Below are 26995 nucleotides of genomic sequence, written 5' to 3'. Positions count from 1 at the left end.
TTCAATGGCTTCCATTGCCCAACAAGGCGCTAACCCATCCAAGGCCTCATTTACTCGACTGAGCCTGCCGGTCGAAGGCATGACTTGTGCATCGTGTGTCGGCCGCGTCGAGCGCGCACTTAAAGGGGTCCCGGGCGTGCAAACGGCCGTGGTCAATCTCGCCACGGAGCGCGCCGACATCACGTTCATCGGTTTGACCGATCCGAAGGCGGTTGTCGGCGCCATCGAGAGTGCCGGATACAGCGTCCGTGAGGAAACTACCGAGCTCGCGATTGAGGACATGACCTGCGCGTCATGCGTGGGCAGGGTTGAGAAAGCGCTCGCAAAAGTTCCGGGCGTTCTCGAAGCCACGGTCAACTTGGCGACCGAGCGTGCGCGGGTGCGCCACGTTGCCGGGGTCGTCTCCACGGCCGACCTTGAAACGGCGGTCGAAAAGGCCGGTTACAAGTCACGCCGCATGTCCGCCGAAACGACTAGTGCAGGCGATCAGGACGCCGAGCGCCGCGAGAGCGAGGCACGAGCGCTGCGGCGCGATTTGCTTATTGCTGCCATCCTCACCTTGCCAGTCTTCATCCTCGAAATGGGCTCCCATCTCATTCCTGCCGTGCACCATTGGGTGTTGGGGGTCCTGGGTGAGCAGGTAAGTTGGTATATCCAGTTCACGCTCGCCACCCTTGTGCTGTTCGGTCCGGGTCTGCGCTTCTTCCGTAAGGGCGTACCGGCGTTGGTGCGCGGTGCCCCCGACATGAACTCGCTGGTCTCGCTGGGCACGGCAGCGGCCTATGGCTACTCGGTGGTCGCGACCTTCGTGCCCGAGGCGCTGCCACAGGGCACCGCAAACGTCTACTTCGAAGCAGCCGTGGTCATCGTGGCCTTGATCCTGCTCGGACGCACGCTGGAGGCGCGCGCCAAGGGGCGAACCTCACAGGCAATCAAACGGCTTGTCGGACTTCAGGCCAAGACCGCACGCGTCGTGCGCAACGGCGTGACGGTCGAGATAGCGCTCGATCAGGTAACAACTGGAGATGTCGTGCTCGTTCGTCCGGGCGAGAAGATTCCGGTCGACGGCGAGGTCGTCGAAGGCGCTTCTTACGTTGACGAGAGCATGATCACAGGCGAGCCGGTGCCTGTGTCAAAGGGGGTGGGCGCCGAAGTCGTCGGCGGCACGATCAACAAGACGGGCGCCTTCAGTTTCCGCGTCACCAAGGTCGGCGCGAACACGGTGCTCGCGCAAATCATCCGTCTGGTCGAGGAAGCGCAGGGTTCTAAACTGCCGATCCAGGCGCTGGTCGACAAGGTGACCATGTGGTTTGTCCCGGCAGTCATGGTAGCGGCCACACTGACTTTCCTGGTCTGGCTGATCTTCGGTCCGGACCCGGCGCTGACCTTTGCGCTCGTGAATGCCGTCGCAGTTCTCATCATCGCCTGCCCCTGCGCCATGGGTCTAGCCACGCCGACCTCGATCATGGTCGGTACAGGCCGCGCGGCCGAGCTTGGAATTCTCTTTCGCAAGGGCGAAGCCTTGCAGGCGCTGCGCGATGTGAGCGTCATTGCACTCGACAAAACCGGCACACTGACGAAAGGACGCCCTGAGCTGACCGACCTCGTTCCGGCCGAGGGCTTCGAATACAACGAAATTCTGGCTCTCGTTGCGGCGGTCGAGACCCGTTCCGAGCACCCGATTGCTGAAGCGATCGTCGCCGCCGCGCACCAGCGGAATATCACGCTCGCTCCTATCGAGAGCTTCGACGCAACGCCGGGCTACGGCGTGTCGGCCAAGGTCGCTGGTAGGAGCGTCGCCGTCGGTGCGGACCGGTTCATGACCAAGCTCGGTCTTGACGTGGCGAGCTTCCTGTCAACCGCGCAGCGCCTCGGCGAGCAAGGAAAGAGTCCGCTCTACGCCGCGATCGACGGCCGTCTGGCAGCGGTAATAGCGGTGGCGGATCCGATCAGGGAGACGACGCCGGCGGCCATCAAGGCGCTGCACGCGCTTGGCCTCAAGGTCGCAATGATCACCGGCGACAACGCCGCCACTGCCGCGGCGATTGCGAGACAACTCGGCATCGATGAAGTCTCAGCCGAGGTCTTGCCCGAAGGAAAGGTCGCTGCGCTGAAGAAGTTCCGGATCAACGGCGCGCGAGTCGCCTTCGTGGGCGACGGTATCAACGACGCGCCGGCCCTTGCCGAAGCGGACGTTGGGCTCGCAATCGGAACGGGAACCGATGTGGCGATCGAGGCGGCTGACGTGGTGCTGATGTCGGGCGACCTGCGTGGTGTGGCGAACGCCATCGCGATCAGTAAGGCGACGATCAGCAACATCAAGCAAAACCTATTTTGGGCCTTCGCCTACAACGCCGTACTGATCCCTGTGGCTGCTGGCGCACTGTACCCGGTGAACGGTACCTTGCTTTCACCGATCTTCGCCGCGGCCGCCATGGCACTCTCCAGTGTCTTTGTACTAGGCAATGCCCTACGGCTCAAGCGCTTCCGGGCACCGATGACGGTCGAAACCGTCTCCCGGCGGCGATGAGGAGACCCTATCCCATCCGCGACGTCAGCTGAACTGCCGTGTGGCAGACATAGAGAACGCTACACACGACATCAAGCGTATCCAACTCGTCATCGAAGGGGGGGAGCCGCTGGTCTTTACGGCAGGCCAATACGCTCGGCTCACGTTTCCAGGCGCTCCAACTCGTGACTATTCGATGGCAAACGTTCCGGGCGATCGAGCGCTTGAGTTCCATATCCGTCGTGTGCCGGGAGGGTCAGCGACCCAGCACATCCACACGCTGATAAAGCTGGGCGATTCGGTCTTGGTCGAAGGGCCGTTAGGATCCTCCTACTTGCGCGAGCGGCATGCCGGACCGATCCTATGCGTCGCTGGTGGCTCGGGCCTTGCGCCGATCAAAGGGATCGTCGGCGCGGCAATTTCACAAGGCATGAAGCAGCCAATCCATGTCTATTTCGGCCTGCGCAGCGAACGCGATCTCTATCTCATCGACCATTTCATAGGACTGGCGCGGCGTCACCCCAACCTGACCTTTACGCCCGTCCTCTCCGATACACCTCCGGCGGTGCAATGGCGCACCGGTTTCGTAACCGACGCCCTCGCCAAGGACCTCCAGGATCTTGATGGCTGGCAAGCCTATGTCGCCGGGCCACCGCCTATGGTCGAGGCGGCTATGCAGATCTGCACCGCGCGCGGGCTGCGGTCTAAAGACCTATATGCGGATGTGTTCTTTACGCCCAGAGAAGCATCTGCGCCTAGCTAAACCTCCTTTTTTTTCGGGTGGTATTTGAAGAGTCATCTTTGTAAGAGTGTGATGAATATCAGTCAGGCCGAAAAACTCAAGCCCGCGCTATTGACCTTTCCCCCGTGGCAAGCATGAAACTTAAGTTCTCTCAACTTTTCAGGAGTAATCCATGATCGAATTCCACATCCCAGATATGACCTGCGGCCACTGCGCTTCTAAGGTGAGTACTGCACTCGCCCAGACCGACCCAGACTGCAAGGTCAGTGTCGATTTGTCACAACGCAAAGTCAGCGTACAGACCACCGAGGAAAAATCTGTCTTAATAGAAGCCTTGACCGAAGCGGGCTACCCACCCGCCTGACCGGTTGCCAATTCAAGACCCCTGCGCAATCAGGGGCACTTGACCTTCCCACCGTGGAAAGCTTGATAGTGCAGACATCGGTCCCAAGTAACGGAGAAGGAGCAGACCATGAACCCCTTGATGAACATTGGAGAAGCGGCCAAGGCGGCGGGCGTCTCGACCAAGATGATCCGCAACTACGAGCAGATTGGCCTGTTGCCACCGGCCGAGCGCAGCGACTCTGGCTACCGCTTGTATGAGTTGCGCGATGTGTCGGTACTGCGCTTCATCCGCCAGTCGCGCCGCCTGGGCTTCTCCATGGAGCAGATTTCCGAGTTGATAGGCTTGTGGGGTGATGACGCACGCTCCAGCCGCGAGGTCAAGGCCGTGGCCCAGCGCCACCTGGACGAGCTAGAAGAAAAAATGCTTGAAATCGCCGAAATGAAAAACGCACTGGAAAGTATGGTCAAGGCCTGCAGGGGCGACGACCACGCCAACTGCGCCATTCTGGACAATCTGGCCGTGGACAGCCTGGCAACACCTTTGCAGAACGTCCAAATGTTTAAACCCAAGCGTAAGGTCAATGAGCGGCCGGGCAGCCCGCACAAAAACCAGCCCACTGTCCCAATTGACCATATCGACCTGATGGCCTGGACGCGCGGTGTGGCCATTGCAAATGGCTAGTAGAATCCGGCCACAATGCTCATGTTGCGCATATTGTTCGCTTGGTTGTTGATAGCTGCAGTGCCCATGCAGGGCTTGGCCGCGGCGTCCATGCTATTTTGTGGCATGGGTACACAGCAACTTGGAACTGTGCAGACAAGTGGACCGCATGACCACGCTACGATGCATGTTCTTACTGTCAGTGTCGAACAAGGCCATGCACAAGCGGCAGACCCAACACCTGGCGCATCACCGGACAAGGGTCACAAGTGCAGCATCTGCGCCGCCTGTTGCAACGGTGCGGCCCTTGTCGGAATGGATTACGTTGTGGCCACGGCGCCCGCCCCGCAGGTGGAATTAGCCGAGCCCTTCGTGCTGATTCACGCCCTACCCTCCCCCGTCCCCGACAAACCGCCTCGCGCATAAGACGCATCCCGGCCCGCTGGTTTTATCCATTGCGGGCTGCGGATGCTTTGGTACGTCCGCCATAGGCCCACCCACGGCCCTGTGGCGTCCATCCCGAATTTTGTGCGAGGACTTTATTCCCCCAATTTCGCCAGTCTCCTGGCCTTTCGCTGTGCTTGCGCTTGTTGCGCTGCCCGAATTTGCCCAGGTCAACACAGCACCTGCAGAGCCCATCTCAAACTCCAAAACCGCTGTTGTGGCCCAAGCCGCGCCAACTGCCTTGCCTTACCGATCCGTGTTTGACGGCTACCAGTCGTTCACGGACGAAAAAGTGAGGTCTTGGAAAGACAGTAACAACACGGTAGAAAAAATTGGTGGATGGCGAGCTTATGCCAAAGAAGCGGCTGAGCCCGCATCACCCGATAAGCAGGCGCCTGCGTCACCTGCCGCAGCGCCCAACCCACACGCCGGCCACGGCAAGCATTAGAGGGAATCGACATGCCCAGAAAATTTCGACTCCTTGCAAGCAGTGCTGCAGCGTTGCTTCTGCTTTCTGGCTGCGCCAGCGTCAACTTCGACCAGGCGCTGAGCGACACGCGCCAAGCAACCGCGGGGTTTGTACCTGACTCACTGGCGCTGCATCGAACTGCCGAACACCACCAGGCGCGGGTAAAACGCAGCGAGGAATTGCTGGCAAAGCCCCTGTCCATGCAAGACGCTGTTGAATTGGCATTGGCCAATAGCCCCGCCCTACAAACCGTGCTGGCCCAAAGCTGGGCCGATATGGCAGCCATCAACCAAGCCGGTCGCATTGCCAACCCCGTATTGACATTTAAGCGCACGCAGTTGTTGGACGAAGTGGAATTGGGTCGTCTGTTGTCCATCGGCCTGCTCGACCTTTTGACCCTGCCGCAACGCCTGAAAATCGCCCAGAACCAAACTGCCCGAGCCCGTATCCAACTCAGCGCCAACGTGGTAGACCAGGTTGCCCAGGTGCGCCAAGCGTGGGTACGCGCCGTTGCCGCCGAGCAGACCGCGCAATATGCCGAACAGGTGAACAAGGCGGCCCAAGCCAGTGCGGAGTTGGCCAAACGCATGCAGCAGGTCGGCAATTTCAGCAAACTACAACGCGCACGCCAACACGTCTTTTATGCCGACGCCATCGCGCAGTTGGCATTGGCCCGGCACGCCGCCACCGCCGCGCGTGAGGAATTAATACGCCAACTGGGTCTGGATGACGCACAGACCGCACGGCTCAAGCTGCCTGAACGCCTACCGGACCTGCCCGAGCAAGCCCGCGCCGCCTCGGAACTCAGCACCGCGGCGATGCAACAACGCTTGGATGTGCAACAAGCCCGCCTGCAACTGGACGGTGCTGGCAAGGCCCAAGGCCTGAGTCTGATAAACACCTTGGCAGATGTAGAACTGGGCATACGGCGCGATACCGTCACCGACACCCACAGTGGCCAAACCTCGGACCGCAAAGGTTATGAGGTAGCCATTCGCCTGCCCTTGTTTGATTGGGGCGGCGCACAGCGCGCGGCCATGAATGCCCAGACGCTGGTCGCGGCTAACCAGTACGAAAGCGTGCTGCGCGCTGCGGCCCCACAACTGCGTGAGGCCTATTCCGCTTACCGCACCAGCTACGACCTGGCCCGGCACTACCGCGACGAGATCGTGCCGCTGCGCAAGACCATGGCCGAAGAAAACGTGCTGCGGTACAACGCCATGTTGATTGGTGTGTTTGAGTTGCTGGCCGACACGCGCGAACAAATCAACAGCGTGATGGCCGCGATCAACGCCCAACAGCAATTCTGGCTGGCCGATGCTGGCCTTTCCACGGCATTGTTAGGCAAACCCATGCCCGGCGGGGCACCGTCACTGGCCAGCAGTAGCGCGCCCAGCGCCGCAGGTGGTGGCCACTGAGCCGCCCACACCCTCACATGCAAAACGGAAACACTATGAACAATAGACGCAATTTTTTGGGTGGCGCTGGCGCCATCACCGGTGCGGTGTTAGCCGCGTCGGTCAGCAAAGTGGCCATGGCTGCACTGCCCGAGCCGGTACTGCAAACCAAGCCTGACACCATGCCTCCGCTAGTCCCAGCTACAGGCCGCCCCTATAACCCGGTGGTAACGCTCAACGGCTGGACACTGCCCTGGCGCATGAACCAGGGCGTTAAAGAGTTCCACCTGGTGGCCGAGCCCGTGGTGCGCGAAATGGCGCCCGGCTTCAAAGCCCATTTATGGGGTTACAACGGCCAGTCACCGGGGCCCACGATCGAGGTCGTTGAGGGCGACCGCGTGCGCATCTTCGTCACCAACAAGTTGCCCGAACACACCAGTATTCACTGGCACGGCCAGCGACTACCCAATGGCATGGACGGCGTGGCCGGACTGAACCAGAAAGCCATCAATCCGGGCAAGACCTTCGTCTACGAGTTTGTAGCGCGGCGGCCCGGCACATTTATGTACCACCCGCATGCGGACGAGATGACCCAAATGGCCATGGGCATGATGGGTTTCTGGATCACCCACCCAAAGGGAAAACACCCGCTGATTGACGAAGTGGACCGAGACTTTGTGTTCCTGCTCAACGCCTACGACATCGACCCCGGTGCCTATACCCCCAAGATCATGACCATGCTGGACTTCAACATCTGGAGCTGGAACAGCCGTGTCTTCCCGGGCATTGATCCGCTGGTGGTTCGCAAAAATGACAAGGTGCGCATCCGCATGGGCAACCTGACCATGACCAATCACCCCATCCATTTGCATGGCCACGAGTTTTTGGTGACGGGCACCGACGGTGGCCCTACACCGAAGTCCACCCGCATGTACGAGGTGACCACGGACGTAGCGGTGGGTCAGATGCGCCAGATCGATTTCTTGGCTGATGAAGAAGGCGACTGGGCCTTCCACTGCCACAAGAGCCACCACACCATGAACGCCATGGGCCACGACGTGCCCACGTTGATTGGTGTGGACCACCGCAAGGTGGTACGTGACATCGCCAACGTCATCCCCGACTACATGGTCATGGGTGAACGCGGCATGGCCGACATGGCCGAGATGGACATGCCAATACCCGACAACACCGCCAAGATGATGACGGGTGAAGGCCCGTTTGGGTCGGTGGAAATGGGTGGCATGTTTTCAGTGCTCAAAGTGCGCAAGAACCAAAAGGTTGGCGACTACAAAGACCCCGGCTGGTACAAACACCCGGCGGGTGAGGTCGCGTACGAGTGGACTGGCGCATTGCCCAACCCTGCACGATTTGCCGCCGAAGGCGGGCAGACCATGAAAGCGCAGAACATGCCGGCCAAGGAGATTGAAGTGCAGGTTCGCAAGCCTGTGATGGGCAACAAGGGCGCCAAGGGTGGCATGGACCACAGTCAACATTGATCAGCTACTTAGCACAAGGAATACCATGCAAACCCAAAATACTCTTAAATTGATAGCTGCCTGTATAGCGTTGACGGGGGCTGGAGGCCTATTTGCCCAACATGCTCCTGGCCAACACGGGCACGGGACCCATGCGACAACCGCAACGGCACCTGCGCTCAACCCCTATGCCGGTCAACAGACCCGCAGCATCAAGGCCTTGTCTGCCACCCAAGAGCAGGATCTGCTGCAGGGCAAGGGAATGGAGCTGGCGAAGGCGGCCGAGCTCAATGGTTATCCCGGTCCCATGCACACGCTGGAACTGGCGCAAACTCTGGCGCTGACCGTTGTGCAAAAGCAGGCGTCGCAGGAGCTGCTGGACCGCCACAAGGCAGATGTCCGACGCATTGGTGCCGAGCTGGTGGAGGCAGAGCGCGCGCTGGATCAATCGTTCTCGACCCGCCAGATCAACGCCGCCGGCCTGACAACCCACACCGACCGCATTGCACAACTTCAGGCCACGCTGCGCGCCAATCATCTGCAGACCCACTTGCAGCAAACCGCGTTGCTGACGCCCCATCAGATCAACCGCTACGCAGAACTGCGTGGCTACACCGCAGGGGTGGCTACCGCCATTCCTGCCGTGCCCTCTTCCCACAAGCACTGAGCGCTTTTTACATGAAGGAAACAATTATGAAACAACTGACAACCCTCCTCTTCGCTGCATGCATCGCCAGCACCGGCACCTTGGCTCTTGCACATAGTGACACAGCGCATACAAAAAAAGCTGGCCCGGTCAAGAAGGAACAAAAGGAATGGGGCATCGCCGGCGATGCCAAAGCCGTCAGCCGCACCATTACCATCGGCATGAGCGACAGCATGCGCTTTTCGCCAGACAAGATCGACGTCAAGCAGGGCGAGACCATCAAATTCGTCATCAAAAATAGCGGCAAGATGATGCATGAACTGGTGATCGGCAACAAGAAAGACTTGGACGAACATGCCGCACTGATGGTCAAGTTTCCCGGCATGGAGCATGACGAGCCCTACATGGCACACGTTGCACCGGGCAAGACCGGACAAATCATCTGGACCTTCAACAAACCCGGTAACTTTGACTTTGCCTGCCTGATCGCCGGCCACTACCAGGCCGGCATGGTTGGCAAGATCACGGTCGCTACACGATAAGAATGATCATCATGCAAAGGCGTTTTCTTTTAAAGACCCTGAGCGGATTCGCCGCCGCTGCGCTGGCGCCTGTGGTGATTGCACAAACAAGCCCGCAAGTCGAGGTCTGGAAAGACCCGAGCTGTGGCTGCTGTAAAGAATGGATAGACCATCTGAGAGCCAACGGCTTTCGGGTCAAGGTCCATGACAGCGGCAACGCGCGGGCCCGAAAGCGCCTCGGCATACCGGAGCAGCTCGGCTCCTGCCATACCGCATTGATCGGCGGCTACGCCATTGAGGGCCATGTGCCGGCCACTGACATTCACCGTTTGCTCACAGAAAAACCCAAAGCTGTGGGACTGGCGGTGCCGGGAATGCCAGTCGGTTCGCCGGGCATGGACGCGCCGATTTACCGGGGGCGCAAAGACCCCTACGACGTGCTGCTGGTTCTGAAGGACGGCGGCACGCGTGTTTATCAAACCTATCCTTCCAAAGTCTCCGTAACGTCCACCAACTCCTGAAAGAAAACACGATGAAAAAACTACACACTGCGCTGCTCCTGTCCGCCCTGCTTTCCGGCTCTGCGTACGCCGGCTCACACACGGGCTCACCTGCTGCTATGGACAAAACCAAAAAAGATACTGCCGTGGCAGCCACGGCTGACATGGCCGATGGCGAAATTCGCAAAGTCGATGCGGACAACAAGAAAATCACCATCAAGCACGGCGAGATCAAGAATCTTGATATGCCGGGAATGACCATGGTGTTTCAGGTGAAAGAAGACACCTTGCTGGGCAAGGCAAAAGTCGGAGACAAGGTCCGCTTCAGCGCTGAAAAAATTGGTGGAGCTTTTGTTGTAACGGACATTCAACCCGCGAAGTAGTCGCGGATCCGTCAAGCCGGGGAAGTTTAATCTTTCTCCGGCTTTTCTAGCGCATTGGTCGTTGAGGGCGAAACCGCGAAAGCTTCAGCCCATGGACCCTTGCGTTTACTTTGCGTGTTCGAGTTTTACAACCGTAAACCCGTCGGTGAGCTTTTCAGCACGAAACATGATCTTGTCCCCTTACTTGAAACCTTTGAGAAGATCGGAATCAGTCGCTTTGAAGACCATTGTCATTCCTGGCATATCTAGATTCTCAAGAGCTTCGTGCTTGATGGTCACTTTCATTTGTTCAATATCGATCTTGCGAACCACACCCGCGGTCAGCTTTACCGAATTGGAGACAGCAGAAGCGTTTTTGACGCCCGGTGCGGTATCCGTTGCAGCGGTGGAATGGGCGGAGGCGCCCATTGAAAGCAAAGCGGTTATCAGGAGAGTCGAGATTTTTAGTTTCATGGCAATGTCTTCGGTGAAGTTTAAAAAAGCTTGGGGGTTTACACCAAGCCATACCATAGGGCGCAGATTTAGTTCAGGTAAAGCTCGCGAAGCTGGCGTTGATCCATGCCCGTCATTGCCAACGTCGGCTTGGCACTTACAGCTGGCGCGGTGACCGTGTTTACAAGCGTACCGTTCTGGAGGCTGTGGCTATGTTGTGTGGGCGTGTAAGCTGCTTCGCCATTGACCTGCGTTACCCCATGGGATTTTGTTAAGTGGTTACGGACATCCTGCGCCTCCTTCTTCACTTCCGCCCGGGTGTTGGTGCTTGGCATCTTGTGGGTTTCAATACCTTTCTCGCCGCCAACCAGAGTGCTGCCGCTGTTAGCGAAAGCTACTGGAATGGTTGCCCCAACAAGGGCCAGGACGAATACGGTTCTTTTAAAGAACATGATAGAACTCCTTAAGTATCGATTGCAATGTGTCTCCCCAACTACTGGGATGACTGCGATGCAACCCTTGCATCACGGTTCTAAATGTAGATACCTGGTCGCGACAACACGCTGACTCGCAGATTACGAATTCGTTATATAGAGCTGAGGAAATCTTTTGAAAATACTATTAATTGAAGATGAGCCTAAAGCCGCTGAATACCTTCGCCAGGGCTTGACAGAGAGCGGCTATGGCGTGGAAGTAACTTGCAACGGTACAGACGGACTTCACCTGGCGTTGAATGGCGATCATGATCTGGTGATCCTAGACGTCATGCTGCCGGGTATTGATGGGTTTACTGTGTTGTCCGCGTTCCGCACTTCGAAGCAGGTCCCAGTTTTGATGCTCACCGCGCGTGGCAATACCGATGACAAGGTGCGAGGTTTCGATCTCGGCGCTGACGACTATTTGGTCAAACCATTTGAGTTTCCAGAGTTGCTGGCACGGGTGCGGGCATTACTGAAACGCGGTCAACCTGCAATTGCAGAGCCTGTGCTACGGGCTGCAGATTTGGAGATTGATCCCATTCGTCACCGAGCAACCCGGGCCGGACAGCGCGTTGATCTGTCCGCAAAAGAGTTCGCATTGTTGACCCTTCTCGTCCAAAGGGCTGGCGAAGTTCTATCCAGAACACAAATCGCATCGTTGGTTTGGGACATTCACTTCGATTCAGAAACAAATGTGGTCGAAGTGGCAATCAGGCGCCTGCGCGCCAAGATTGATGATCCTTTCGACGAAAAATTGATCCATACGGTTCGGGGTGTTGGGTATGTCCTGGAACGCCGTTCTCCACTATGAACAACCTCGCTCAATTGACGGGTTGGAGAGCTCGCTACTCCATGGCGGCACACATCGCAATGGCCAGCGCAGCATTTGGGCTTGTCGTTTCCGCGTTGGCAATTGGAGTGGGATTTCAGGCTCTATCCGCCCAACTCGACGCTCGGGCAGCCTCGGAGTTGGATGGAAAGCGCGAGCTACTGATGCATGTGTTGTCCGAAATTCCCTCGCCTCAGTCCATCCCCCAAAATAGTCACCGTTTTGCTGACCTATTGATTGGCCATGACGACCTTCACCTGTCATTGATCGAATCAACCAGCGATCAGGTAGTAGTGAACTATTCAGGGAAGCCGCGCCAGGCAGTTGACGTTGCCCCCACCTTTGGGACGAGGATTATCCAGGCGTGGGTTTCGTCAACTGGTGTATCACACACTACTCACAACGGTACTGGCCGGGTGGCCAACGGGCAATTGGTGAAATTCAGGCTTTCGATGGATCGCCGACACGATACGCAGCTGTTGGCCGGATTTGTTAGAGCAACCGTGGTGGGATTGCCTCTACTGTTACTCGTCGTCGCTTTCGGGGCCTGGCTCATTGCGCGGACGACGCTAGCGCCACTGCGGCGTTTCAACAGACTGGCAGCTGGTGTCGGAACGAGGACGCTAAGTCATCGTGTATCTTCCGAACGCCTACCTACTGAGCTAGCCGAGTTAGCCGGAGAGTTAAACGGAATGCTTGACCGTATCGACGACGGTTATCAGCGGCTCCAGGAATTTTCGGGCGATCTCGCTCACGAAATGCGTACCCCGGTTGCGACTCTTCTTGGGCGAACGCAGGTGACGCTGTCCCAAAAACGTGACGAAGCGACTCTTCGAGAGGTTTTAGAAGGCAACGTCGATGAGCTGGAGAGATTGGCCAGCCTCATTTCAGACATGCTCTTCATTGCGCGAACAGACCCTAGCTCAAACGAAAGTGCTCTCCACAGCGAGGCTGTGGAGCTATCACACGAAGTCCAACAGGTTACCGAATATCTATCTCTGGTTGCCGAAGAACGCAAGATATCCCTGGACGTCACTGGAGCAGCGACTGTTATGGTCGATCGAATGCTAGTGCAACGCGCGGTCACTAACCTTTTGTCAAATGCTGTGCGGCATGCCTACCCTAGTTCGACAGTTAGGGCGGCGATCTCAACGACGGACGACAGCGTCAGGCTGGCAGTGACCAACGAGGGGGAAGGTATCGGAGCCATTCATTTGGAACGAATTTTTGATCGTTTTTACCGCGTTGATTCCAGTCGCGCGCGCTTGGACGGAGGAAGCGGATTGGGTCTAGCAATTGTTCGTTCCATCATGCAGGCTCATAGCGGGCGCGTTGACGTGTCCAGTGTGCTGGGGAAGACGACAACGTTCACATTGGTATTTCCAATTTCCGAGTCCAAATACTAACTCTGGGTATCGTCTGCTGCACCTGCAAGTGTGGAATTTATCGATGGAAGGACTTCACTACCCAAAAGTCAAACGGTGGAGTACGACTCGGAACCGACATCCAGTCTGGCAAGTTACTCAACAATGAAACATGGAGAACACGATGCATCTAAAGAAAGGAACCAATCTGACCTTATGCGCCGCAATGCTGGCAATGGCTTGCACTGCCAACGCTGCAGAAGTAACCAGTGCTGAGGCGGCAAGCAAAGTAGCGGAGCAGTTTCACGCGGCACTCGCGACCGGAAATACCGAAGGTGCCAGCGCCTTGTTATCCGCCACAGCACTGATCTACGAATCTGGTCATGCCGAAACGCGTGACGAATACGTCTCTCACCATCTCGCGGCCGATATCACGTTTGCGAAGGCGACACAACACACTGTAAAAAATACGCGGCAGCAGTGCGACCAATCGATGTGTGTACTCATGCAGACTGGCGAAACTACCGAAACATTCAAGGGAAAGAGTGTTCGCCGTGTGGGCCAAGAGACCATGGTTTTACGCCGTGAGGGCGACGCTTGGAAAATTCAGCATCTGCATTGGTCATCCCACAAACAGTGAGAAACTATGAGGGAATCGTCCTGGGGTTGTGCTGCGTTAGATAGGGCAATCTGCATACAGCCTTGTCGGAAGAAAATCCGCCTCGGGCGTGGATGATTTCCCTTCGCAACCCATTCAAATACCTCGAATGGCTGCACACGTTGACACTGAGGTGCCTACCGTCACTACATCTTATGCAGTAGTTGCGGCGAAACATTGACATTGATCAAACAGCATCGATAGCAATCAATTCAGAGCGTTGATGGGGACACCCCTTTGTGAACGCCGTAGTTTGTATATATCGACAAATCGGCGCGGTAATTGTTCTCGCGTGTGGTGGCGCACAGTACTTGTGAGTCCTGCGAGCGACTATGAATCCTTTAATTAGGAGATCCCAATGCTTACAGCAAAAGAAATCGAATGTCTGCGCGCCTGCAACGAATCTGCTGCCGCCTGTCTTCAGTGTGCGACGGCCTGCTTACAGGAAGACAACCCCAAGCCAATGGCCCGTTGTATCGCCCTTGACTTAGAGTGTGCCGATATCTGCCGCTTGGCAGCGACATCTATCGCCATGGGTGGTTCACAAATGGACGCGGTATGCGCACTCTGCGCAACTGCATGCGAAGCCTGTGCAGCTGAATGCGGCAAGCACGATATGGACCATTGCCAAAAATGCGCGGAGGCATGCAAACGTTGCGCTGACGCCTGCTGCAGCATGGCGAAGTAATTTTCAAACCACCATCCAAGGATAAATCCATGTACTACCCAACACGCAAACCGATCCGGGCGATATGCCTTATCCCAATAGCAGCACTTTGGCTTGCCTCAACGGCAGTGCAAGCACAGACCGCTATGCCTATGGCGGCCTCTGCAAGCGCGCCGAAAGCCGGCATGCATAGCGGCCTGATGGGATCGCCCGACATGAAACAATCCATGAAAGGCGGCATGGACAGCATGCAAAACATGAAGATGTCCGGCGACATGGACAAGGACTTCGCGATGATGATGAAAATGCACCATCAACAAGCCTTGGACATGGCGGAAATGCAGCTGGCCCACGGGAAGTCGGCAGAGCTGAAGGCCATGGCCACTAAGATTATTGCGGGGCAAAAGAAAGAGATAGCCCAGTTTGATCGCTGGCTGGCAAAGCAAAAGTAAAAGTTCCACATCTGATTACGTCATAGAAGCGGTTACATTAGCGCGAATTGCGCACCACAACAACAACTCCCTCAAACGGACGGTGCGGTCATTGGCGTTGTGCGAAGCCGCACAGACTGGGAATGCAGCGATGCCTACATTACGGCCATGATTGTCGAACGCATTAAGACACCCGGCATTGCTCACGTAGCGTACCTGATCGGCAATGAAAGCGAAGGCACAATTGTCGATCCGCGCCGAGATGTCGATGAGTACCTGGCCTTGGCGCGAAAGCACAAGCTCACGATCAAGTACGTGATGGAGACCCATCGCCAGGAAGACTTCGTCATGGGCTCTGCTGAGCTTGCGCGCCAGTGCTGCGCTAAGGTCATCAACGGGCGTCATAAGGGATTCGGCCATGGCGATATCCGGCTGGACGATGGCGAGGCTTTTGAAATCGCCAAGGGGTTACGTATTGTCGCGTTACACACGCCGGGGCATACCCCAGAAAGCATGAGCTACGCCGTCTACGTGGACGATGCACCGGAGCATGCGTGGGCGGTGTTCACTGGAGATACGCTCTTCATTGGTGAGTCGGGTCGTACGGACTTGAGTGACACTTCGAAGACCGCTGAACACGCAGGGCAGCTCTATGACGCCGTGCATTCGAAGCTCCTGCCATTGGGCGACCAGACACTCGTATTGCCTGGACACGGTGCCGGGTCGGTCTGCGGTGGAAACATCGCTGAACGTGATGATTCGACCATCGGGCTCGAACGACGGTACAACCCTGTGTTCGTGCGCTCGCGCCAGGCTTTCGTGCAAGGCAAGCTGGACGAACGTATTCCGCGCCCGCCATACTTTCGCCACATGGAGCAGGTGAATGCAAACGGTGGCATGGGACCACCCCGGGCCGCAAGTGCGGTGCGAGTGCTGCAGCCCGAGGAATTCCAGGCGGAGAGTCGCCGCGGCGTTGTTTTTGATCTACGTCTGCCCGAGGCATTCGCTGGCGGACATGTACCTAACTCGTACAGTATCTGGGCCAAGGGCTTGCCCGTCTTTGCTGGCTGGATTGCTGAGCCGGGGACTCCCATTTATCTAGTGATCGACGATGCTGAGAAGTCTTTGCCGGACGCGGTGAAGGCCCTGGCTCGGGTCGGTCTCGACCACGTTGAGGGGGTGCTCGCGGGCAGCTTCGAAGCTTGGCGTGACCAGGGTTTGCCGATGGCGGGTATTGGTACCGTCGGCCCCGGCCGAGTTGGCGGAGACGCACAACGTCGCGACATGCGGGTCTTGGATGTACGCGACGATAACGAGTTCGAGACCGAGGGACACATTCCCGGGTCCTCCCATCTATACGTCGGTTATGTTGAGAAAGAGCTGGATCGACTAATGCCTTCCTTCGACCCCGATACTGCTGTGGTCGTCACCTGTGGTGTGGGGCACCGTGCGAGCTTGGCGGCCAGCATGTTGTTGCGCCGTGGCGCGCGCGATGTGCGCAATTTGCTAGGTGGCATGGACGCGTGGAAGCGATTGGGACTGCAGATGGACTTCGGTGCATCCGATAACTCGGTAACTACCCCTGAAGTGGAGGGCCCCCGCCTATGAGCATCCATCAACCGTCAGTCAGGCAGGACCCCGCAAATGGGCACGGCCCGTCGCCCTATTTGATTGGAGCCGCTATAGGGCTGCTCAATGTCTTTGCGTTCGGGGCGTTCCGCAAGGGAATAGGCATAAGCGGTGCTTACGAGAGTACTGCGGCGCTCGTAGCGCGGCGCGTGGCTCCTGATACGGCCCATGTCAACGATTATGTCAAGGCCCGCAAGGAGGCTCCGAAGTTCAACTCAGAGTCGTGGATGGTGGTTGGTACGATCCTGGGTGGCATGGCTGCAGCGCGACTCTTCGGCGGCAGTGGCGATGTTGGAAAAATGGAGTCTGAGGGCGCGGAACCGAAACACTCGCCACTTGCCAGTGCTGCAGGCGGAGCGATGCTCATGTTTGGCGCCCGCATGGCGGACGGCTGCACCAGCGGACACGCGCTGTCAGGCACGGCGCAGGGTGCGGGGTCGAGCTGGTTGTTCACCCCACTCATGTTCGGGGTCGGATCATTGCTAGCGCGGCAAGCGCGTGGTGCCCGTCGCCCAAACAAGGAACTCTGATGGCAGAAATGAACAAGTTCACGCAGAACGCGCTGGGTTTAGCCAGCGGAATCATCTTCGGAGCGCTGCTCCAGCGAGGTCGCCTCGCGGACTCGCGGACGATCGTTGGCCAGTTGACGGGTGACGACAGCCGCGTTGCAAAAACGATGGGCACTGCAGTGGTAGTGGGCGCAATCGGCCACCGACTCTTGCGCCGACGTGGGCTTACGACCTTCGAGCCTAAACCGATGAATCCAGTGGGCCTGGTGGGGGGCGCCGTGCTCTTCGGGGCGGGCATGGCGCTGTCGGGCTACTGCCCGGGAACAGCCGCGGCGGCAGCGGGCAGCGGGCGCCGCGAAGGACTTTGGGCGATGTCAGGCATGCTGGCCGCAGCGGCAGCTTTCGTGGCTACCTATCCCCGAATAAAGAAGGCGCTCGAGGTTGGAACTATGGGACGTGTAAACCTGCTGAGCGGGAAACCTGCAGGCCGCCCCGTTATACCGTTGGACGTAGTAGTGCGCCCGCGTGCTGATTCGGACACTGACGTCCCGGCGGTCATTTAGCACGTAGTAATTGGGCCGGTATCCGCGCTTGTAGACGGATTTGTGAGTGCACACGCAGTGATCATTTCACTTAGCGAGTAACACGACTGAAAGTTGACAAGCTACCTGTATCTACCTGAGCGGCATCTGGCATAGTTTGAGAAATGCTGCCGGAACTGAAACTGAATGCGGCGTGCACGCTCTGGTATACCCGCCCCTGAAGCTGATAGCCCAGTGCGGTGTGCTGCAGCCGGTCCATGACCGGGCCTTTAACCTCGGCCAGCTCCAGGGTGATGGCCCGTTTGGCCAAGCTGGTGTTCAGCTCAGTCAGCACACCCAGGGCCGTCGTGTCTACTTGGTTGACGGCAGAACACACCAGCAGCACCCGGCGCACCGTAGGGTCTTGGTGGATCAGCTCTTCTATGCGCTCTTCGAGTGCTGTGGCGTTGGCGAAGAACAGGCTTTCGTCCACCCGCAGGGCCAACAGGCCGGGCACGGTTTCCACGGCATGCCGTTCGATATTGCGAAAGTGCTCGGTGCCCGGCACCCGGCCCACCACCGCCATATGCGGGCGGCTGCTGCGCCACACCAGCACACCCAGCGACAAGGCCACGCCCATCAGAATGCCCACTTCCACACCCATGGTGATGACGCCCAAGGCCGTGGCGATGAGTGACAGGGCATCGGCCCGGTCGTAGTGCCAAGCCTCTTTCAAAGTCGCAAAGTCCACCAACGACACCACGGCCACGATTATGGTGGCGGCCAGTACCGCGTGGGGCAAGTAATAAAAGGCACCGGTCATGGTGGCAATCACCAGCGCCATCAGCGCGGCAGACGCCACTCCCGCCAGCGGTGTGTTGGCACCCGCAGCAAAGTTGACGACCGAGCGGGCAAAGCCACCCGTGACCGGGTAGCCGCCCGACAAGGCACTGGCCACATTAGCCGCGCCCAGGCCCAGCAGCTCCTTGTTGGGGGCGATGCGCTGCTGGCGTTTGAGTGCCAGCGACTGCGCCACCGACACACTTTCTACAAAACCCACCAGTGATATCAACAAGGCCGGCAACCACAATTGGCCCAGCGTGGTGAGGCCGGGCAACTCCAGCCCCAGATGCGGCAGACCCTGTGGCACCACGCCCACCACGCTGACCTTGGCGCTGATGTCCAGCCGCCCCAAGGCCACCACGGCAATAGACACTATGACTGCTGCCATGGGTGCCAGCTTGGTCATCAGATCCGCCACCTTGGCAGGAAGGCCCAGTTTCACCAGCCACCCAGCTAGGTATCGCCGCGCCACCACCAAAAAGACCAAGCTGCCCAGGCCCAGCGCCAACGTGGTCGAGTTGGTCTGCGGCAGGGCATGCACCAGGCCCTGCAGTGTCTCCCAGGTAGAGGACGAGGCCACCCGCACACCCAGCAGGTGCTTGAGTTGGCCGATGGCAATCACTACGGCCGAGCCGGTGATAAACCCGCTGATCACCGGGTGGCTCAAAAAGTAGGCCAGAAAGCCCAGGCGCAGCGCACCAAAAGCCAGCAGCATGACACCCGAGATCAGCGACAGCTGCACCGCCATCGTGGTGTATTCGGTGGTGCCTGCTGCAGCAAAGGGTGCCAGCGCACTGGCCGTCATCAACGACGCCACAGCCACTGGCCCTACCGCCAGCGTCATGCTGGAGCCCAGCAGGGCATAGGCCACGATGGGCAGGATGCTGGCGTAAAGCCCCACTTCTGGCGGCAAGCCGGCCAGCAGCGCGTAGGCCAGGCTTTGTGGAATCAGCATGACCGTGACGATCAGACCGGCCGTCAGGTCACCGGCCAGCCACGCCTTTTGGTAGTGGCGCAGCCACTGCGGCAAGGCCGACGCAATCAAAAAACGGGGAGGGGTCATGGGATGCCTTGGCGTGTTTTAGCGGTCTGCCTGGGCCAGTGTGTAGAGCTGTGCCGAGCGCGCACCGGACCGACAAAACGCCAGCACCGGTTGGGGTGCCGTCTGCAATACCTCACGCAGGGCCAACGCTTGCTCCGCTGTGATAGCACCACCCACCACGGGCAGGTAGACGTAATGCAGGCCGTTGGCCTGGGCCGCGGCTGCAAAGGCCTGGCTCGGGGGCTGTTCGGCTCCGCCTTCACCGTCCGGGCGGTTGTTGACCACGGTCTTGAAGCCCTGGGCCGCCGCATCGGCCATCTGGCTGGCCAACAACTGGGCCGCTACGGCAAAGCCGGGTGTTATGGCATGTGTGGTGATAGACATGTCAGTGGGCTCCTGCAGATTTGCGCGCTTGCATGCGCTCCAACACTTCAAACACCGCCATGCCCGCCAGCATGGCGGCCACAAAGACAGCCGCCTTGGGCTCGCCGGCTCCCAACGACACAATGGCAGGGCCGGGGCAGAAGCCCGCCAAGCCCCAACCCGCGCCAAACAAAAGACCGCCGCCAATCAGACGCTTGTCAATGTCGGTCGAGGTGGGCAGCTGCATGGCCCCGCCAAAAAAAGTAGTGGTGCGTTTTTTGGCCGTGGCAAAGGCGCCCAGCCCCACCAGAATGCCCCCTCCCATCACAAAGGCAAGGGATGGGTCCCACGTGCCCGCCAGGTCCAGAAAACCCAGCACCTTGCTGGGGTCGGTCATACCGGCCACGATCAGGCCCACGCCAAACAGCAGGCCTACCAAAAACTCGGTTACACGGTGTTGCATACGAATACTCCTCAAATGGATCGGTTAACGGCTGGTGCTTAGGCCAATACGTGGCGCACCAGGAAAACAATGGCAAACCCAGCGCCCATGAAGGACAGCGTGGCCGCCAGTGAGCGGGGCGAGAGGCGCGAGAGCCCGCACACGCCGTGACCACTGGTACAACCCGAGCCGTACCGCGTGCCCACACCCACCAGCAGTCCCGCCAGCACCACGGTGCCCCAGCCTGCGTCAATCGTGGCCGGCACGGGGACTGCTACCAGCATGTACAGCACGGGCGCGGCCAGCATGCCCAGCACAAAGCTGATGCGCCAGCTGGTGTCACCGGTTTTGGGGCGCAACAGGCCACCCACAATGCCGCTGATGCCCAGAATGCGGCCGTTGACCAAGATAAAAATGGCCGAGGCCAGGCCCAGCAGAATGCCGCCAGCCAGCGCGGCCCACGGGGTGAAATGGTTCCAGTCAATCGCCATGGTCTTACTCCTTGTGTATAGGTTTCAAGATTTGCAGAACTGCGCGTACAAGACACCCATGACCGCCATGGCCTGTGGGCTGTTGATGCAGTAGTAAATGTTTTTGCCCTCGCGCCGGGTGCTGACCAAACCCTCATCCCGCAGCACACCGAGCTGTTGCGACAGCGTGGGCTGGGCAATGCCCACCAGGGCTTCCAGCTCACCTACGTTCAACTCACCCTGGCTGAGCTGGCACAGCAGCAACAAGCGGTCGGGGTTGGACAGGGTCTTCATCAGTCTGCAAGCGGCGTTGGCAGACTGGCGCAGCACCTCCAGATCAAGGGGTAGCGGGTTTGAGATTTCAGCTTGGGTAGGCATGGTCCGCAGGTCCAGTTCGTTTTCGATTCCCATATTCTATTGACAAACAATATATCTGTCAATAAACTATCGTCATATTAATTAAACGATCCGTTTTTAGAGGAGCTATCCATGACCGATGCCAAGCAAGCCCAGATCAAAGCCTGTTTCGACCCCGCCACCTGGACCGTGAGCTACGTGGTGTATGACCACGATGGCGGCCACTGCGCCATCGTCGACTCTGTGCTGGACTTTGATGCCAAGTCGGGCCGCACCAGCACCGCGTCTGCCGACGGTCTGATGGCATTTGTAAAAGAGAAGGCACTGACCGTGCAATGGATTCTGGAAACCCACGCCCACGCCGACCACCTGTCGGCGGCCCACTACCTGCGCAAACAGCTGGGTGGCAAGATTGCCATTGGCGCGGCTATCACCGATGTGCAAAATGTGTTCAAGGGCATTTTCAACCTGGAGCCCGAGTTCCACCCCGACGGCAGCCAGTTTGACCACCTGTTCCAGCCCAACGAAGCTTTCGGCATTGGTGGCCTGACAGCCCACGCCCTGCCCGTACCCGGCCACACCCCAGCGTGTATGGCCTACGAGGTGATGTCTGAGGTTGGGCCCAGCGCCGTGTTTGTGGGTGACACGCTGTTCATGCCCGATGTGGGTACTGCCCGCTGCGACTTCCCCGGTGGCAATGCCAACGACCTGTACCAGAGTGTGCGCAAACTGCTGAGCCTGCCTGGCGACACCCGCCTCTATATGTGCCACGACTACCCGCCCGACGCCCGCGCGCCCACCTGGGAGTCCACAGTTGCCGCGCAGCGCGCCAGCAATATCCACATCCACGAGGGTGTGACTGAAGAGGCCTTTGTGACCATGCGCAGCAAACGCGACGCAGGTCTGGCCATGCCCAACCTGATACTGCCCTCGGTACAGATCAATATTCGCGCTGGGGCGATGCCACCAGCCGAGCCCAACGGACACGCCTATCTGAAGATACCGCTTAACGTGCTGTAGGAGTCGTTACAAACGAAACAAGCCTCCAGCCCCCGATAATGCTGGCTATACAGCTATTAAATACATAGCAATTGTCTGCACCACACTCTTGAAGAGACACGATGGCCTATACACAAAAGTTTCAACAACTCGCCGACGCGGCGGCTGCCCGCGTGGAGTCAGTTCAACCGCAAGACGTGGACACACTCCTGGCGCGCGGTGCGGTCGCATTGGACATACGCGACAAGGAAGAGCACGACGCCGACCACATCCCCCACTCGTTGCATGTCAGCCGGGGCAAGCTGGAGATGAACATTGAGGCGGCCATACCCGACCTCAGCACCACCATCCTGTGCTATTGCAACGCGGTCAACCGCGGCGCCCTATCGGCCGACACCTTGCGTGCGATGGGGTACGCGAATGCCAAATTCATTGCGGGTGGGCTCAAAGCGTACCGGGCACTCCAGCCCTAAATACCCATTGCATTCCGAACGGTGGGCGGGCTAACAGCGGCCCTTTATGCAGGTGCGTTCGAAACTTGCCATGTGTGGCTGCTGAAAGTTTTGATGCCGCCGCGCGTGTAACTCACGCAATGTGCGTCAGGTATCTTGTGCGGTGCTGCCGCCCAGACTTGCACAGACCCGGCGCAGACGCTCCTGCGCTGCGTCGGCCACAGTCTTTACCTCTGGCTTGCCGACCAGGTTCACCATGATCTGAGGATCAAGGAAGCCGACTACCACGCGAGCCCCAGCCTCCTCTCGTACGATCACGTTACATGGCAAAAGCAATCCTATGTCAGGCGCGGCCTGCAGGGCTTGGTGCGCCAGGGGTGGGTTGCAGGCGCCAAGGATTCGATAAGGCGGCATGTCCACGCCCAGCTTTTCCTTCATAGCGTGCTGCACATCAATGTCACTGAGTACACCAAAGCCCTCCGCTTTCAGCGCGCCTAGGGTCTTTGCAAGCGCCTCGTCGAAGGAGATGCCGGTGAGAATGGTGGTAAATCCGTACATGGTTTTCCTTTTCTTTGGGTGGAGGAATCTGGTGAGCACTACTTCAGCAGCCAACGGTTTGCTTACCCGTCTTGCCAATTTGGCACAGGCGATCAGCGCTAGCTCACAGCGTGGACTTGAACTGGGCTGAGCAGCACGAACGTTCAGTCTGAACGCACGTAATTTATTCGTCTGTGTGCCAGCGTACTTGCCGGGCGGAGTAATCACACCGCGCCCCGATCAACTCCCAGAGCAATAGGATTTTGCATTTGGAGCCTACCAGGCCCACCTAGATATGTGCCGGGCACCTGAGCGAAAGTGGGGGAGGCACAACACCAAGTACATTTATGGACATGGTCACCCGTACTCCCAAAACCAAACGCCCGACGTTGGACCATTCCGACCATCAGTTCGAAAAGGCCGCCGGACTGTTCAAGGTCATGTCCGCTCCCATGCGGCTCAAAATCATCAATTGCCTGTGTGATGGCGAGCAAAACGTAAGTTACCTCCTGGAGAAGATCGCCACCACACAGCCCAATATGTCTCAGCACCTCAACACGCTGTACAAGAGCGGTGTGCTGGCCAAACGCCGCGAAGGCGTGCAGATCTACTACAGCATCGCCAACCAGCAAATCGTGAATCTTTGCAAGGCCGTCTGCGCCCAAATAGAAGGCGAATAAGAAGTCTGCGGCGTCTTCGGGTTTTCACTGACAGCATTTTGTACGACTGGGAATAGCATTGCCTTAAATATAAGAGATCGCTAATAAATGCAAGCGGTCGAACGGCAATCAACACCCAGGAGTCAATATGCATATTCCGATCAAACTGGTGGTGCTGGCCGCGACCAGCTTGTTTGCTGCTAGTGCAGGTGCTGCAGATGTATCCAAGGTTCGCGACCTTGCCGCGGGCTGCGCAAACTGCCACGGGACGCAAGGCGTGGCCCAGCCCGGCATGGTTTCGTTGGCCGGCCAGCCTAAAGATGTCCTGCTGAAAAATTTGTTGGACTTCAAGTCTGGCAAGCGCCCCGCAACCATCATGCATCAGTTGTCCAAAGGTTATACCGACGAACAGCTGGAGCAAATGGCAACCTACTTTGCCAACCTAAAGAAGTAAGGAGTCGCCATGCAACGCCGTCAAATATTGCAAACCGCGGGCGCGTTGGGTGCGTTCGCTGGCACGGGCCTGCTGTCAGGCTGCGCTACCCAGGGCGCAGGCAAAGAAGCCAAAGTGGTCGTAGTGGGTGGAGGTTTTGGCGGTGCTACTGCAGCCAAGTATGTTCGCATGTGGTCCGACAACCAGATCCAGGTGACACTGGTCGAGCCAAACGCAAGTTTCGTGTCATGCCCAATCTCCAACTTGGTCATTGGCGGCGTCAAAACGATGGCGGACATCACCACGCCGTATGACAACCTGGCCCGGCGGCACGGCATACGGGTGCTGCGGGACATGGTCACCACCATAGACCCGGACAAACGCCTGGTCAAATTGGCCAGCGGCGGCGAGCTGTCATACGACCGACTCATCCTGTCACCAGGCGTCGACTTCATGTGGGATGCGTTGCCGGGCATGAACGCGGCGGGTGCACAAGAGAAGATATTGCACGCGTGGAAAGCGGGTACACAAACGGAAAGCCTGCGCAAGCAGCTCGAGGCCATGCCCGACGGCGGCGTTTATGCCATGAGCATACCGCTGGCGCCCTACCGCTGCCCACCCGGACCTTACGAGCGGGCCTGCCAAGTTGCCAACTATTTCCGCAAGGCCAAGCCCAAAAGCAAGGTGCTAGTGCTGGACGCCAACGACGACGTGACATCCAAAGGCCCCCTCTTCAAAAAAGCATGGGCAGAGCGTTACCAGGGCATTCTCGAATACCGGCCCAAACACACGCTAACCGATGTGGACGCGGCAACCAACACGCTGAAGTTTGATTTCAGCGACAACGTGAAGGCCAACGTACTCAACGTGATCCCACCCATGCGGGCAGGCATGATTGCCGTCAATACCGGGCTGGCAACTGCCAATAAACGTTGGTGCGAGGTTGACTTTCTCACCTTTGAATCCAGAGTCCATAAAAACATCCACGTGCTCGGGGACTCCATCCAAATTGCCTCTGCCATGCCCAAGTCGGGCCATATGGCCAATCAGCATGGCAAGACCTGCGCGGCAGCTGTAGTAGCGCTTCTGGGTGACAGGACACCGAACGATCTGCCGATATACAACAACACCTGCTACAGCTTTGTCAGTGATGAGGATGCCATTCACGTGTCCAGCGTTCACCGTTACGACGCCGAGAAAAAGACCATGTTGCCCGTTGCCGGGGCCGGCGGCGTATCCACTGATGCCAATGCGTTGGAGGGTGCGTACGCGATGGCTTGGGCCCACAACATCTGGGCGGACACCCTGGCCTGAAGCCGCACCGTTATGTGGAGCCTGCGTTTTTTACTCTGGTGCTCGGCATGCCTGGCGGGGCTGTTGTCGGCACCCCAAGCTTTGGCCATGCAGGCACAGCCGGTCTCCGATTCGGTCTGGTATGTGGAGGGTTCTTCGGCCCTCGGTTCCGTAGCCAACCAGAACTTCATATCGAACGCGGCGTTTGTGGTCACCCCTGCTGGCGTCGTTGTTATTGACGCGCTGGGCTCGCCGGTATTGGCCCAGCAATTGATTGCGGAGATCAAGAAGCTTACGTCGCAACCCGTGAGCCATGTCATCGTTACGCATTACCACGCTGACCACATCTATGGGTTGCAGGTTTTCAAGGCCCAGGGGGCCAAGATCATTGCCCATAAGGCGGCACTCACGTATCTCAACTCCGACACAGCACGGTTGCGGCTGGAAGCGTCGCGATTAGAGCTGGCACCCTGGGTCAACGCACAAACTGTGCTGACCCATGCGGACCAATGGATTGACGGCGACACACTGCTGCAGGTTGGCGGAGTGGATTTTCAGATCAAGGCCTTGGGCCCGTCACACACACCAGAGGACCTGGTTGTCTACCTACCTTCGGAGCGTGTGCTTTTTGCCGGTGATCTGGTGTTCCGCGCACGCATACCCTTTGTGGGGCAAGCGGACAGCCGACACTGGATTGCTGCGCTGGACCGGCTAATTGAATTCAACGCGGCGGTGATTGTTCCGGGCCACGGCGGGACTTCACGCGCAGCACGTGAAGACATGCGGCTGACCCGTGACTACCTCGCCTACCTGCGCATGTCCATGGGAAAGGCCGCCAAGAACCTGGAGCCTTTTGAAGAGGCATACCGTTCGACCGACTGGTCCCGCTTTGAGCAAATGCCGCTGTTCCGCTTTGCCAACCGCATGAATGCGTACAACACCTATTTGTTGCTGGAACAGGAGACCGACTGATGACGGCCCTTGCCATGACAAGGCGCCAAATGGGGGGACTCCTTGTGTCGATGGTTGCGGGCGCTGCGTGGTCCAACCAGCCGGCGACGTTACCCTCCGCCACGGACCTGCCCGGCGACCTGTTGCAGGCCTTAAAGGCCGGTCAACCGCTTGTAGTGCTGGTGAGCCTGGAGGGCTGTGGCTACTGCCAGCAGGTACGCCAGAACTATTTGGCGCCCATGCGCTTGCGCAGTGGCGTGCATGCCGTGCAAATTGACATGCACACCACGAGCAGGGTTGCCGATTTCGATGGTCAGGTGTTATCCCACCAGGAATGGGTACACAAGCGGGGCATCAGGATCGCACCCACCGTACTCTTTTTTGGCGCTAAGGGGGCAGAGCTTGCGCCGCGTTTGGTCGGCGCGTCCTTGCCAGACTTTTATGGTGCGTACCTGAACGACAGGCTGCACGCGGCAGCTGCGGCAATTGCCAAGCCCTATTGAGAGGCGTATTGCCATGGTCAAACCTAACCCAAGGAGT

General features: G+C 58.3%; 34 protein-coding genes. 26 read left to right on the top strand and 8 right to left on the bottom strand.

Going from position 1 to position 26995, the window contains the following annotated elements; all coding sequences use genetic code 11:
* The first annotated feature begins 4 nt into the window (after nt 1-4).
* The 11 genes from AC097P_RS06275 (at nt 5) to AC097P_RS06225 (ending at nt 10095) form a co-directional block, all read left to right on the top strand.
* Nucleotides 5-2530, top strand: coding sequence for a heavy metal translocating P-type ATPase (locus tag AC097P_RS06275; RefSeq protein ID WP_479609536.1), 2526 nt, complete (start codon nt 5-7; stop codon nt 2528-2530).
* A 40-nt stretch (nt 2531-2570) separates the two neighbouring features.
* The gene (locus AC097P_RS06270; protein WP_479609535.1) at nt 2571-3272 is read left to right on the top strand and encodes an FAD-binding oxidoreductase; all 702 of its coding nucleotides are present in this window, start codon (nt 2571-2573) and stop codon (nt 3270-3272) included.
* A 151-nt stretch (nt 3273-3423) separates the two neighbouring features.
* Nucleotides 3424-3615: a heavy-metal-associated domain-containing protein gene (locus AC097P_RS06265; RefSeq protein ID WP_479609534.1), complete on the top strand. Its 192-nt coding sequence runs from the start codon at nt 3424-3426 to the stop codon at nt 3613-3615.
* Between the two features lie 108 nt (nt 3616-3723).
* Nucleotides 3724-4278: a Cu(I)-responsive transcriptional regulator gene (gene cueR / locus AC097P_RS06260; protein WP_479609533.1), complete on the top strand. Its 555-nt coding sequence runs from the start codon at nt 3724-3726 to the stop codon at nt 4276-4278.
* 556 nt (nt 4279-4834) lie between these two features.
* On the top strand, nt 4835-5149 hold the full coding sequence (locus AC097P_RS06255) for a hypothetical protein (RefSeq protein WP_479609532.1): 315 nt from the start codon (nt 4835-4837) through the stop codon (nt 5147-5149).
* 11 nt (nt 5150-5160) lie between these two features.
* Complete coding sequence (locus AC097P_RS06250) at nt 5161-6588, top strand: TolC family protein (RefSeq protein ID WP_479609531.1); 1428 nt, start codon at nt 5161-5163, stop codon at nt 6586-6588.
* Between the two features lie 35 nt (nt 6589-6623).
* A complete protein-coding gene (locus AC097P_RS06245) occupies nt 6624-8066 on the top strand; it encodes a multicopper oxidase family protein (RefSeq protein ID WP_479609530.1) in 1443 nt (480 codons plus the stop codon).
* A 25-nt stretch (nt 8067-8091) separates the two neighbouring features.
* Entirely contained in the window at nt 8092-8712 is a 621-nt protein-coding gene (locus tag AC097P_RS06240; protein ID WP_479609529.1) for a hypothetical protein, read from the top strand.
* 26 nt (nt 8713-8738) lie between these two features.
* The gene (locus AC097P_RS06235; protein ID WP_479609528.1) at nt 8739-9233 is read left to right on the top strand and encodes a cupredoxin domain-containing protein; all 495 of its coding nucleotides are present in this window, start codon (nt 8739-8741) and stop codon (nt 9231-9233) included.
* Nucleotides 9234-9244: 11 nt separating this feature from the next.
* Entirely contained in the window at nt 9245-9733 is a 489-nt protein-coding gene (locus tag AC097P_RS06230) for a DUF411 domain-containing protein (RefSeq protein ID WP_479610414.1), read from the top strand.
* An 11-nt stretch (nt 9734-9744) separates the two neighbouring features.
* Nucleotides 9745-10095, top strand: a complete 351-nt coding sequence (locus AC097P_RS06225; protein ID WP_479609527.1) for a copper-binding protein — start codon at nt 9745-9747, stop codon at nt 10093-10095.
* A gap of 180 nt (nt 10096-10275) precedes the next feature.
* Here AC097P_RS06225 and AC097P_RS06220 read toward each other — a convergent pair whose 3' ends face one another.
* Both AC097P_RS06220 and AC097P_RS06215 read right to left on the bottom strand, forming a co-directional pair.
* Nucleotides 10276-10548, bottom strand: coding sequence for a copper-binding protein (locus AC097P_RS06220; protein ID WP_479609526.1), 273 nt, complete (start codon nt 10546-10548; stop codon nt 10276-10278).
* A 68-nt stretch (nt 10549-10616) separates the two neighbouring features.
* On the bottom strand, nt 10617-10979 hold the full coding sequence (locus AC097P_RS06215; protein WP_479609525.1) for a DUF4148 domain-containing protein: 363 nt from the start codon (nt 10977-10979) through the stop codon (nt 10617-10619).
* Between the two features lie 157 nt (nt 10980-11136).
* On the opposite strand from AC097P_RS06215, the gene AC097P_RS06210 reads away from it, so the two are divergent.
* From AC097P_RS06210 to AC097P_RS06175, 8 genes are all read left to right on the top strand, one after another.
* The gene (locus AC097P_RS06210) at nt 11137-11817 is read left to right on the top strand and encodes a heavy metal response regulator transcription factor (RefSeq protein WP_479609524.1); all 681 of its coding nucleotides are present in this window, start codon (nt 11137-11139) and stop codon (nt 11815-11817) included.
* Nucleotides 11814-13241, top strand: a complete 1428-nt coding sequence (locus tag AC097P_RS06205) for a heavy metal sensor histidine kinase (protein WP_479609523.1) — start codon at nt 11814-11816, stop codon at nt 13239-13241. The genes AC097P_RS06210 and AC097P_RS06205 overlap by 4 nt, the downstream gene beginning before the upstream one ends.
* A 142-nt stretch (nt 13242-13383) precedes the next feature.
* Nucleotides 13384-13839, top strand: coding sequence for a DUF4440 domain-containing protein (locus AC097P_RS06200; protein WP_479609522.1), 456 nt, complete (start codon nt 13384-13386; stop codon nt 13837-13839).
* 376 nt (nt 13840-14215) lie between these two features.
* Nucleotides 14216-14545 carry a four-helix bundle copper-binding protein gene (locus AC097P_RS06195; protein WP_479609521.1) on the top strand — a complete coding sequence of 110 codons (330 nt, stop codon included), beginning with the start codon at nt 14216-14218 and terminating at the stop codon, nt 14543-14545.
* Between the two features lie 29 nt (nt 14546-14574).
* Nucleotides 14575-14976 (top strand): DUF305 domain-containing protein, encoded by a 402-nt coding sequence (locus AC097P_RS06190; RefSeq protein ID WP_479609520.1) that lies wholly within the window; start codon nt 14575-14577, stop codon nt 14974-14976.
* Between the two features lie 147 nt (nt 14977-15123).
* Complete coding sequence (locus AC097P_RS06185; RefSeq protein WP_479609519.1) at nt 15124-16563, top strand: MBL fold metallo-hydrolase; 1440 nt, start codon at nt 15124-15126, stop codon at nt 16561-16563.
* Nucleotides 16560-17114, top strand: coding sequence for a YeeE/YedE thiosulfate transporter family protein (locus AC097P_RS06180; protein WP_479609518.1), 555 nt, complete (start codon nt 16560-16562; stop codon nt 17112-17114). The genes AC097P_RS06185 and AC097P_RS06180 overlap by 4 nt, the downstream gene beginning before the upstream one ends.
* Entirely contained in the window at nt 17114-17656 is a 543-nt protein-coding gene (locus AC097P_RS06175; protein ID WP_479609517.1) for a DUF6691 family protein, read from the top strand. Before AC097P_RS06180 ends, AC097P_RS06175 begins: the two co-directional genes overlap by 1 nt.
* A gap of 70 nt (nt 17657-17726) precedes the next feature.
* Here the strand turns inward: AC097P_RS06175 and AC097P_RS06170 are convergent, their stop codons facing one another.
* The 5 genes from AC097P_RS06170 to AC097P_RS06150 are packed head-to-tail and all read right to left on the bottom strand — an operon-like array spanning nt 17727 to nt 21152.
* Nucleotides 17727-19520 carry a SulP family inorganic anion transporter gene (locus AC097P_RS06170; RefSeq protein WP_479609516.1) on the bottom strand — a complete coding sequence of 598 codons (1794 nt, stop codon included), beginning with the start codon at nt 19518-19520 and terminating at the stop codon, nt 17727-17729.
* 18 nt (nt 19521-19538) lie between these two features.
* The gene (locus AC097P_RS06165; protein ID WP_479609515.1) at nt 19539-19883 is read right to left on the bottom strand and encodes a protein tyrosine phosphatase family protein; all 345 of its coding nucleotides are present in this window, start codon (nt 19881-19883) and stop codon (nt 19539-19541) included.
* A gap of 1 nt (nt 19884) precedes the next feature.
* A complete protein-coding gene (locus AC097P_RS06160; protein ID WP_479609514.1) occupies nt 19885-20325 on the bottom strand; it encodes a DUF6691 family protein in 441 nt (146 codons plus the stop codon).
* 38 nt (nt 20326-20363) lie between these two features.
* Nucleotides 20364-20795, bottom strand: a complete 432-nt coding sequence (locus AC097P_RS06155; RefSeq protein WP_479609513.1) for a YeeE/YedE family protein — start codon at nt 20793-20795, stop codon at nt 20364-20366.
* A gap of 24 nt (nt 20796-20819) precedes the next feature.
* On the bottom strand, nt 20820-21152 hold the full coding sequence (locus tag AC097P_RS06150; RefSeq protein ID WP_479610413.1) for an ArsR/SmtB family transcription factor: 333 nt from the start codon (nt 21150-21152) through the stop codon (nt 20820-20822).
* A 111-nt stretch (nt 21153-21263) separates the two neighbouring features.
* Here AC097P_RS06150 and AC097P_RS06145 point away from each other — a divergent pair, with 111 nt between their 5' ends.
* Both AC097P_RS06145 and AC097P_RS06140 read left to right on the top strand, forming a co-directional pair.
* Nucleotides 21264-22151, top strand: coding sequence for an MBL fold metallo-hydrolase (locus tag AC097P_RS06145; RefSeq protein ID WP_479609512.1), 888 nt, complete (start codon nt 21264-21266; stop codon nt 22149-22151).
* Nucleotides 22152-22252: 101 nt separating this feature from the next.
* Nucleotides 22253-22603 carry a rhodanese-like domain-containing protein gene (locus AC097P_RS06140; protein WP_479609511.1) on the top strand — a complete coding sequence of 117 codons (351 nt, stop codon included), beginning with the start codon at nt 22253-22255 and terminating at the stop codon, nt 22601-22603.
* A gap of 126 nt (nt 22604-22729) precedes the next feature.
* On the opposite strand, the gene AC097P_RS06135 is transcribed toward AC097P_RS06140, so the two are convergent.
* The gene (locus AC097P_RS06135; RefSeq protein ID WP_479609510.1) at nt 22730-23140 is read right to left on the bottom strand and encodes a DUF302 domain-containing protein; all 411 of its coding nucleotides are present in this window, start codon (nt 23138-23140) and stop codon (nt 22730-22732) included.
* Nucleotides 23141-23466: 326 nt separating this feature from the next.
* Between AC097P_RS06135 and AC097P_RS06130 the strand changes: the two genes are divergently transcribed.
* The 5 genes from AC097P_RS06130 (at nt 23467) to AC097P_RS06110 (ending at nt 26958) form a co-directional block, all read left to right on the top strand.
* The gene (locus AC097P_RS06130; protein ID WP_479609509.1) at nt 23467-23799 is read left to right on the top strand and encodes an ArsR/SmtB family transcription factor; all 333 of its coding nucleotides are present in this window, start codon (nt 23467-23469) and stop codon (nt 23797-23799) included.
* 127 nt (nt 23800-23926) lie between these two features.
* Nucleotides 23927-24232, top strand: coding sequence for a c-type cytochrome (locus AC097P_RS06125; RefSeq protein WP_479609508.1), 306 nt, complete (start codon nt 23927-23929; stop codon nt 24230-24232).
* Nucleotides 24233-24241: 9 nt separating this feature from the next.
* Nucleotides 24242-25525, top strand: coding sequence for an FCSD flavin-binding domain-containing protein (locus AC097P_RS06120; RefSeq protein ID WP_479609507.1), 1284 nt, complete (start codon nt 24242-24244; stop codon nt 25523-25525).
* A gap of 63 nt (nt 25526-25588) precedes the next feature.
* Nucleotides 25589-26476, top strand: a complete 888-nt coding sequence (locus AC097P_RS06115; RefSeq protein ID WP_479609506.1) for an MBL fold metallo-hydrolase — start codon at nt 25589-25591, stop codon at nt 26474-26476.
* Nucleotides 26476-26958, top strand: a complete 483-nt coding sequence (locus AC097P_RS06110) for a SoxW family protein (RefSeq protein WP_479609505.1) — start codon at nt 26476-26478, stop codon at nt 26956-26958. The genes AC097P_RS06115 and AC097P_RS06110 overlap by 1 nt, the downstream gene beginning before the upstream one ends.
* Nucleotides 26959-26995: the final 37 nt, after the last annotated feature.

This window comes from Rhodoferax sp. ZS1R8 (assembly GCF_056521325.1).
Note: the sequence above shows the minus strand (reverse complement) of the source record. Positions and strands in the feature narration are given on the sequence as shown.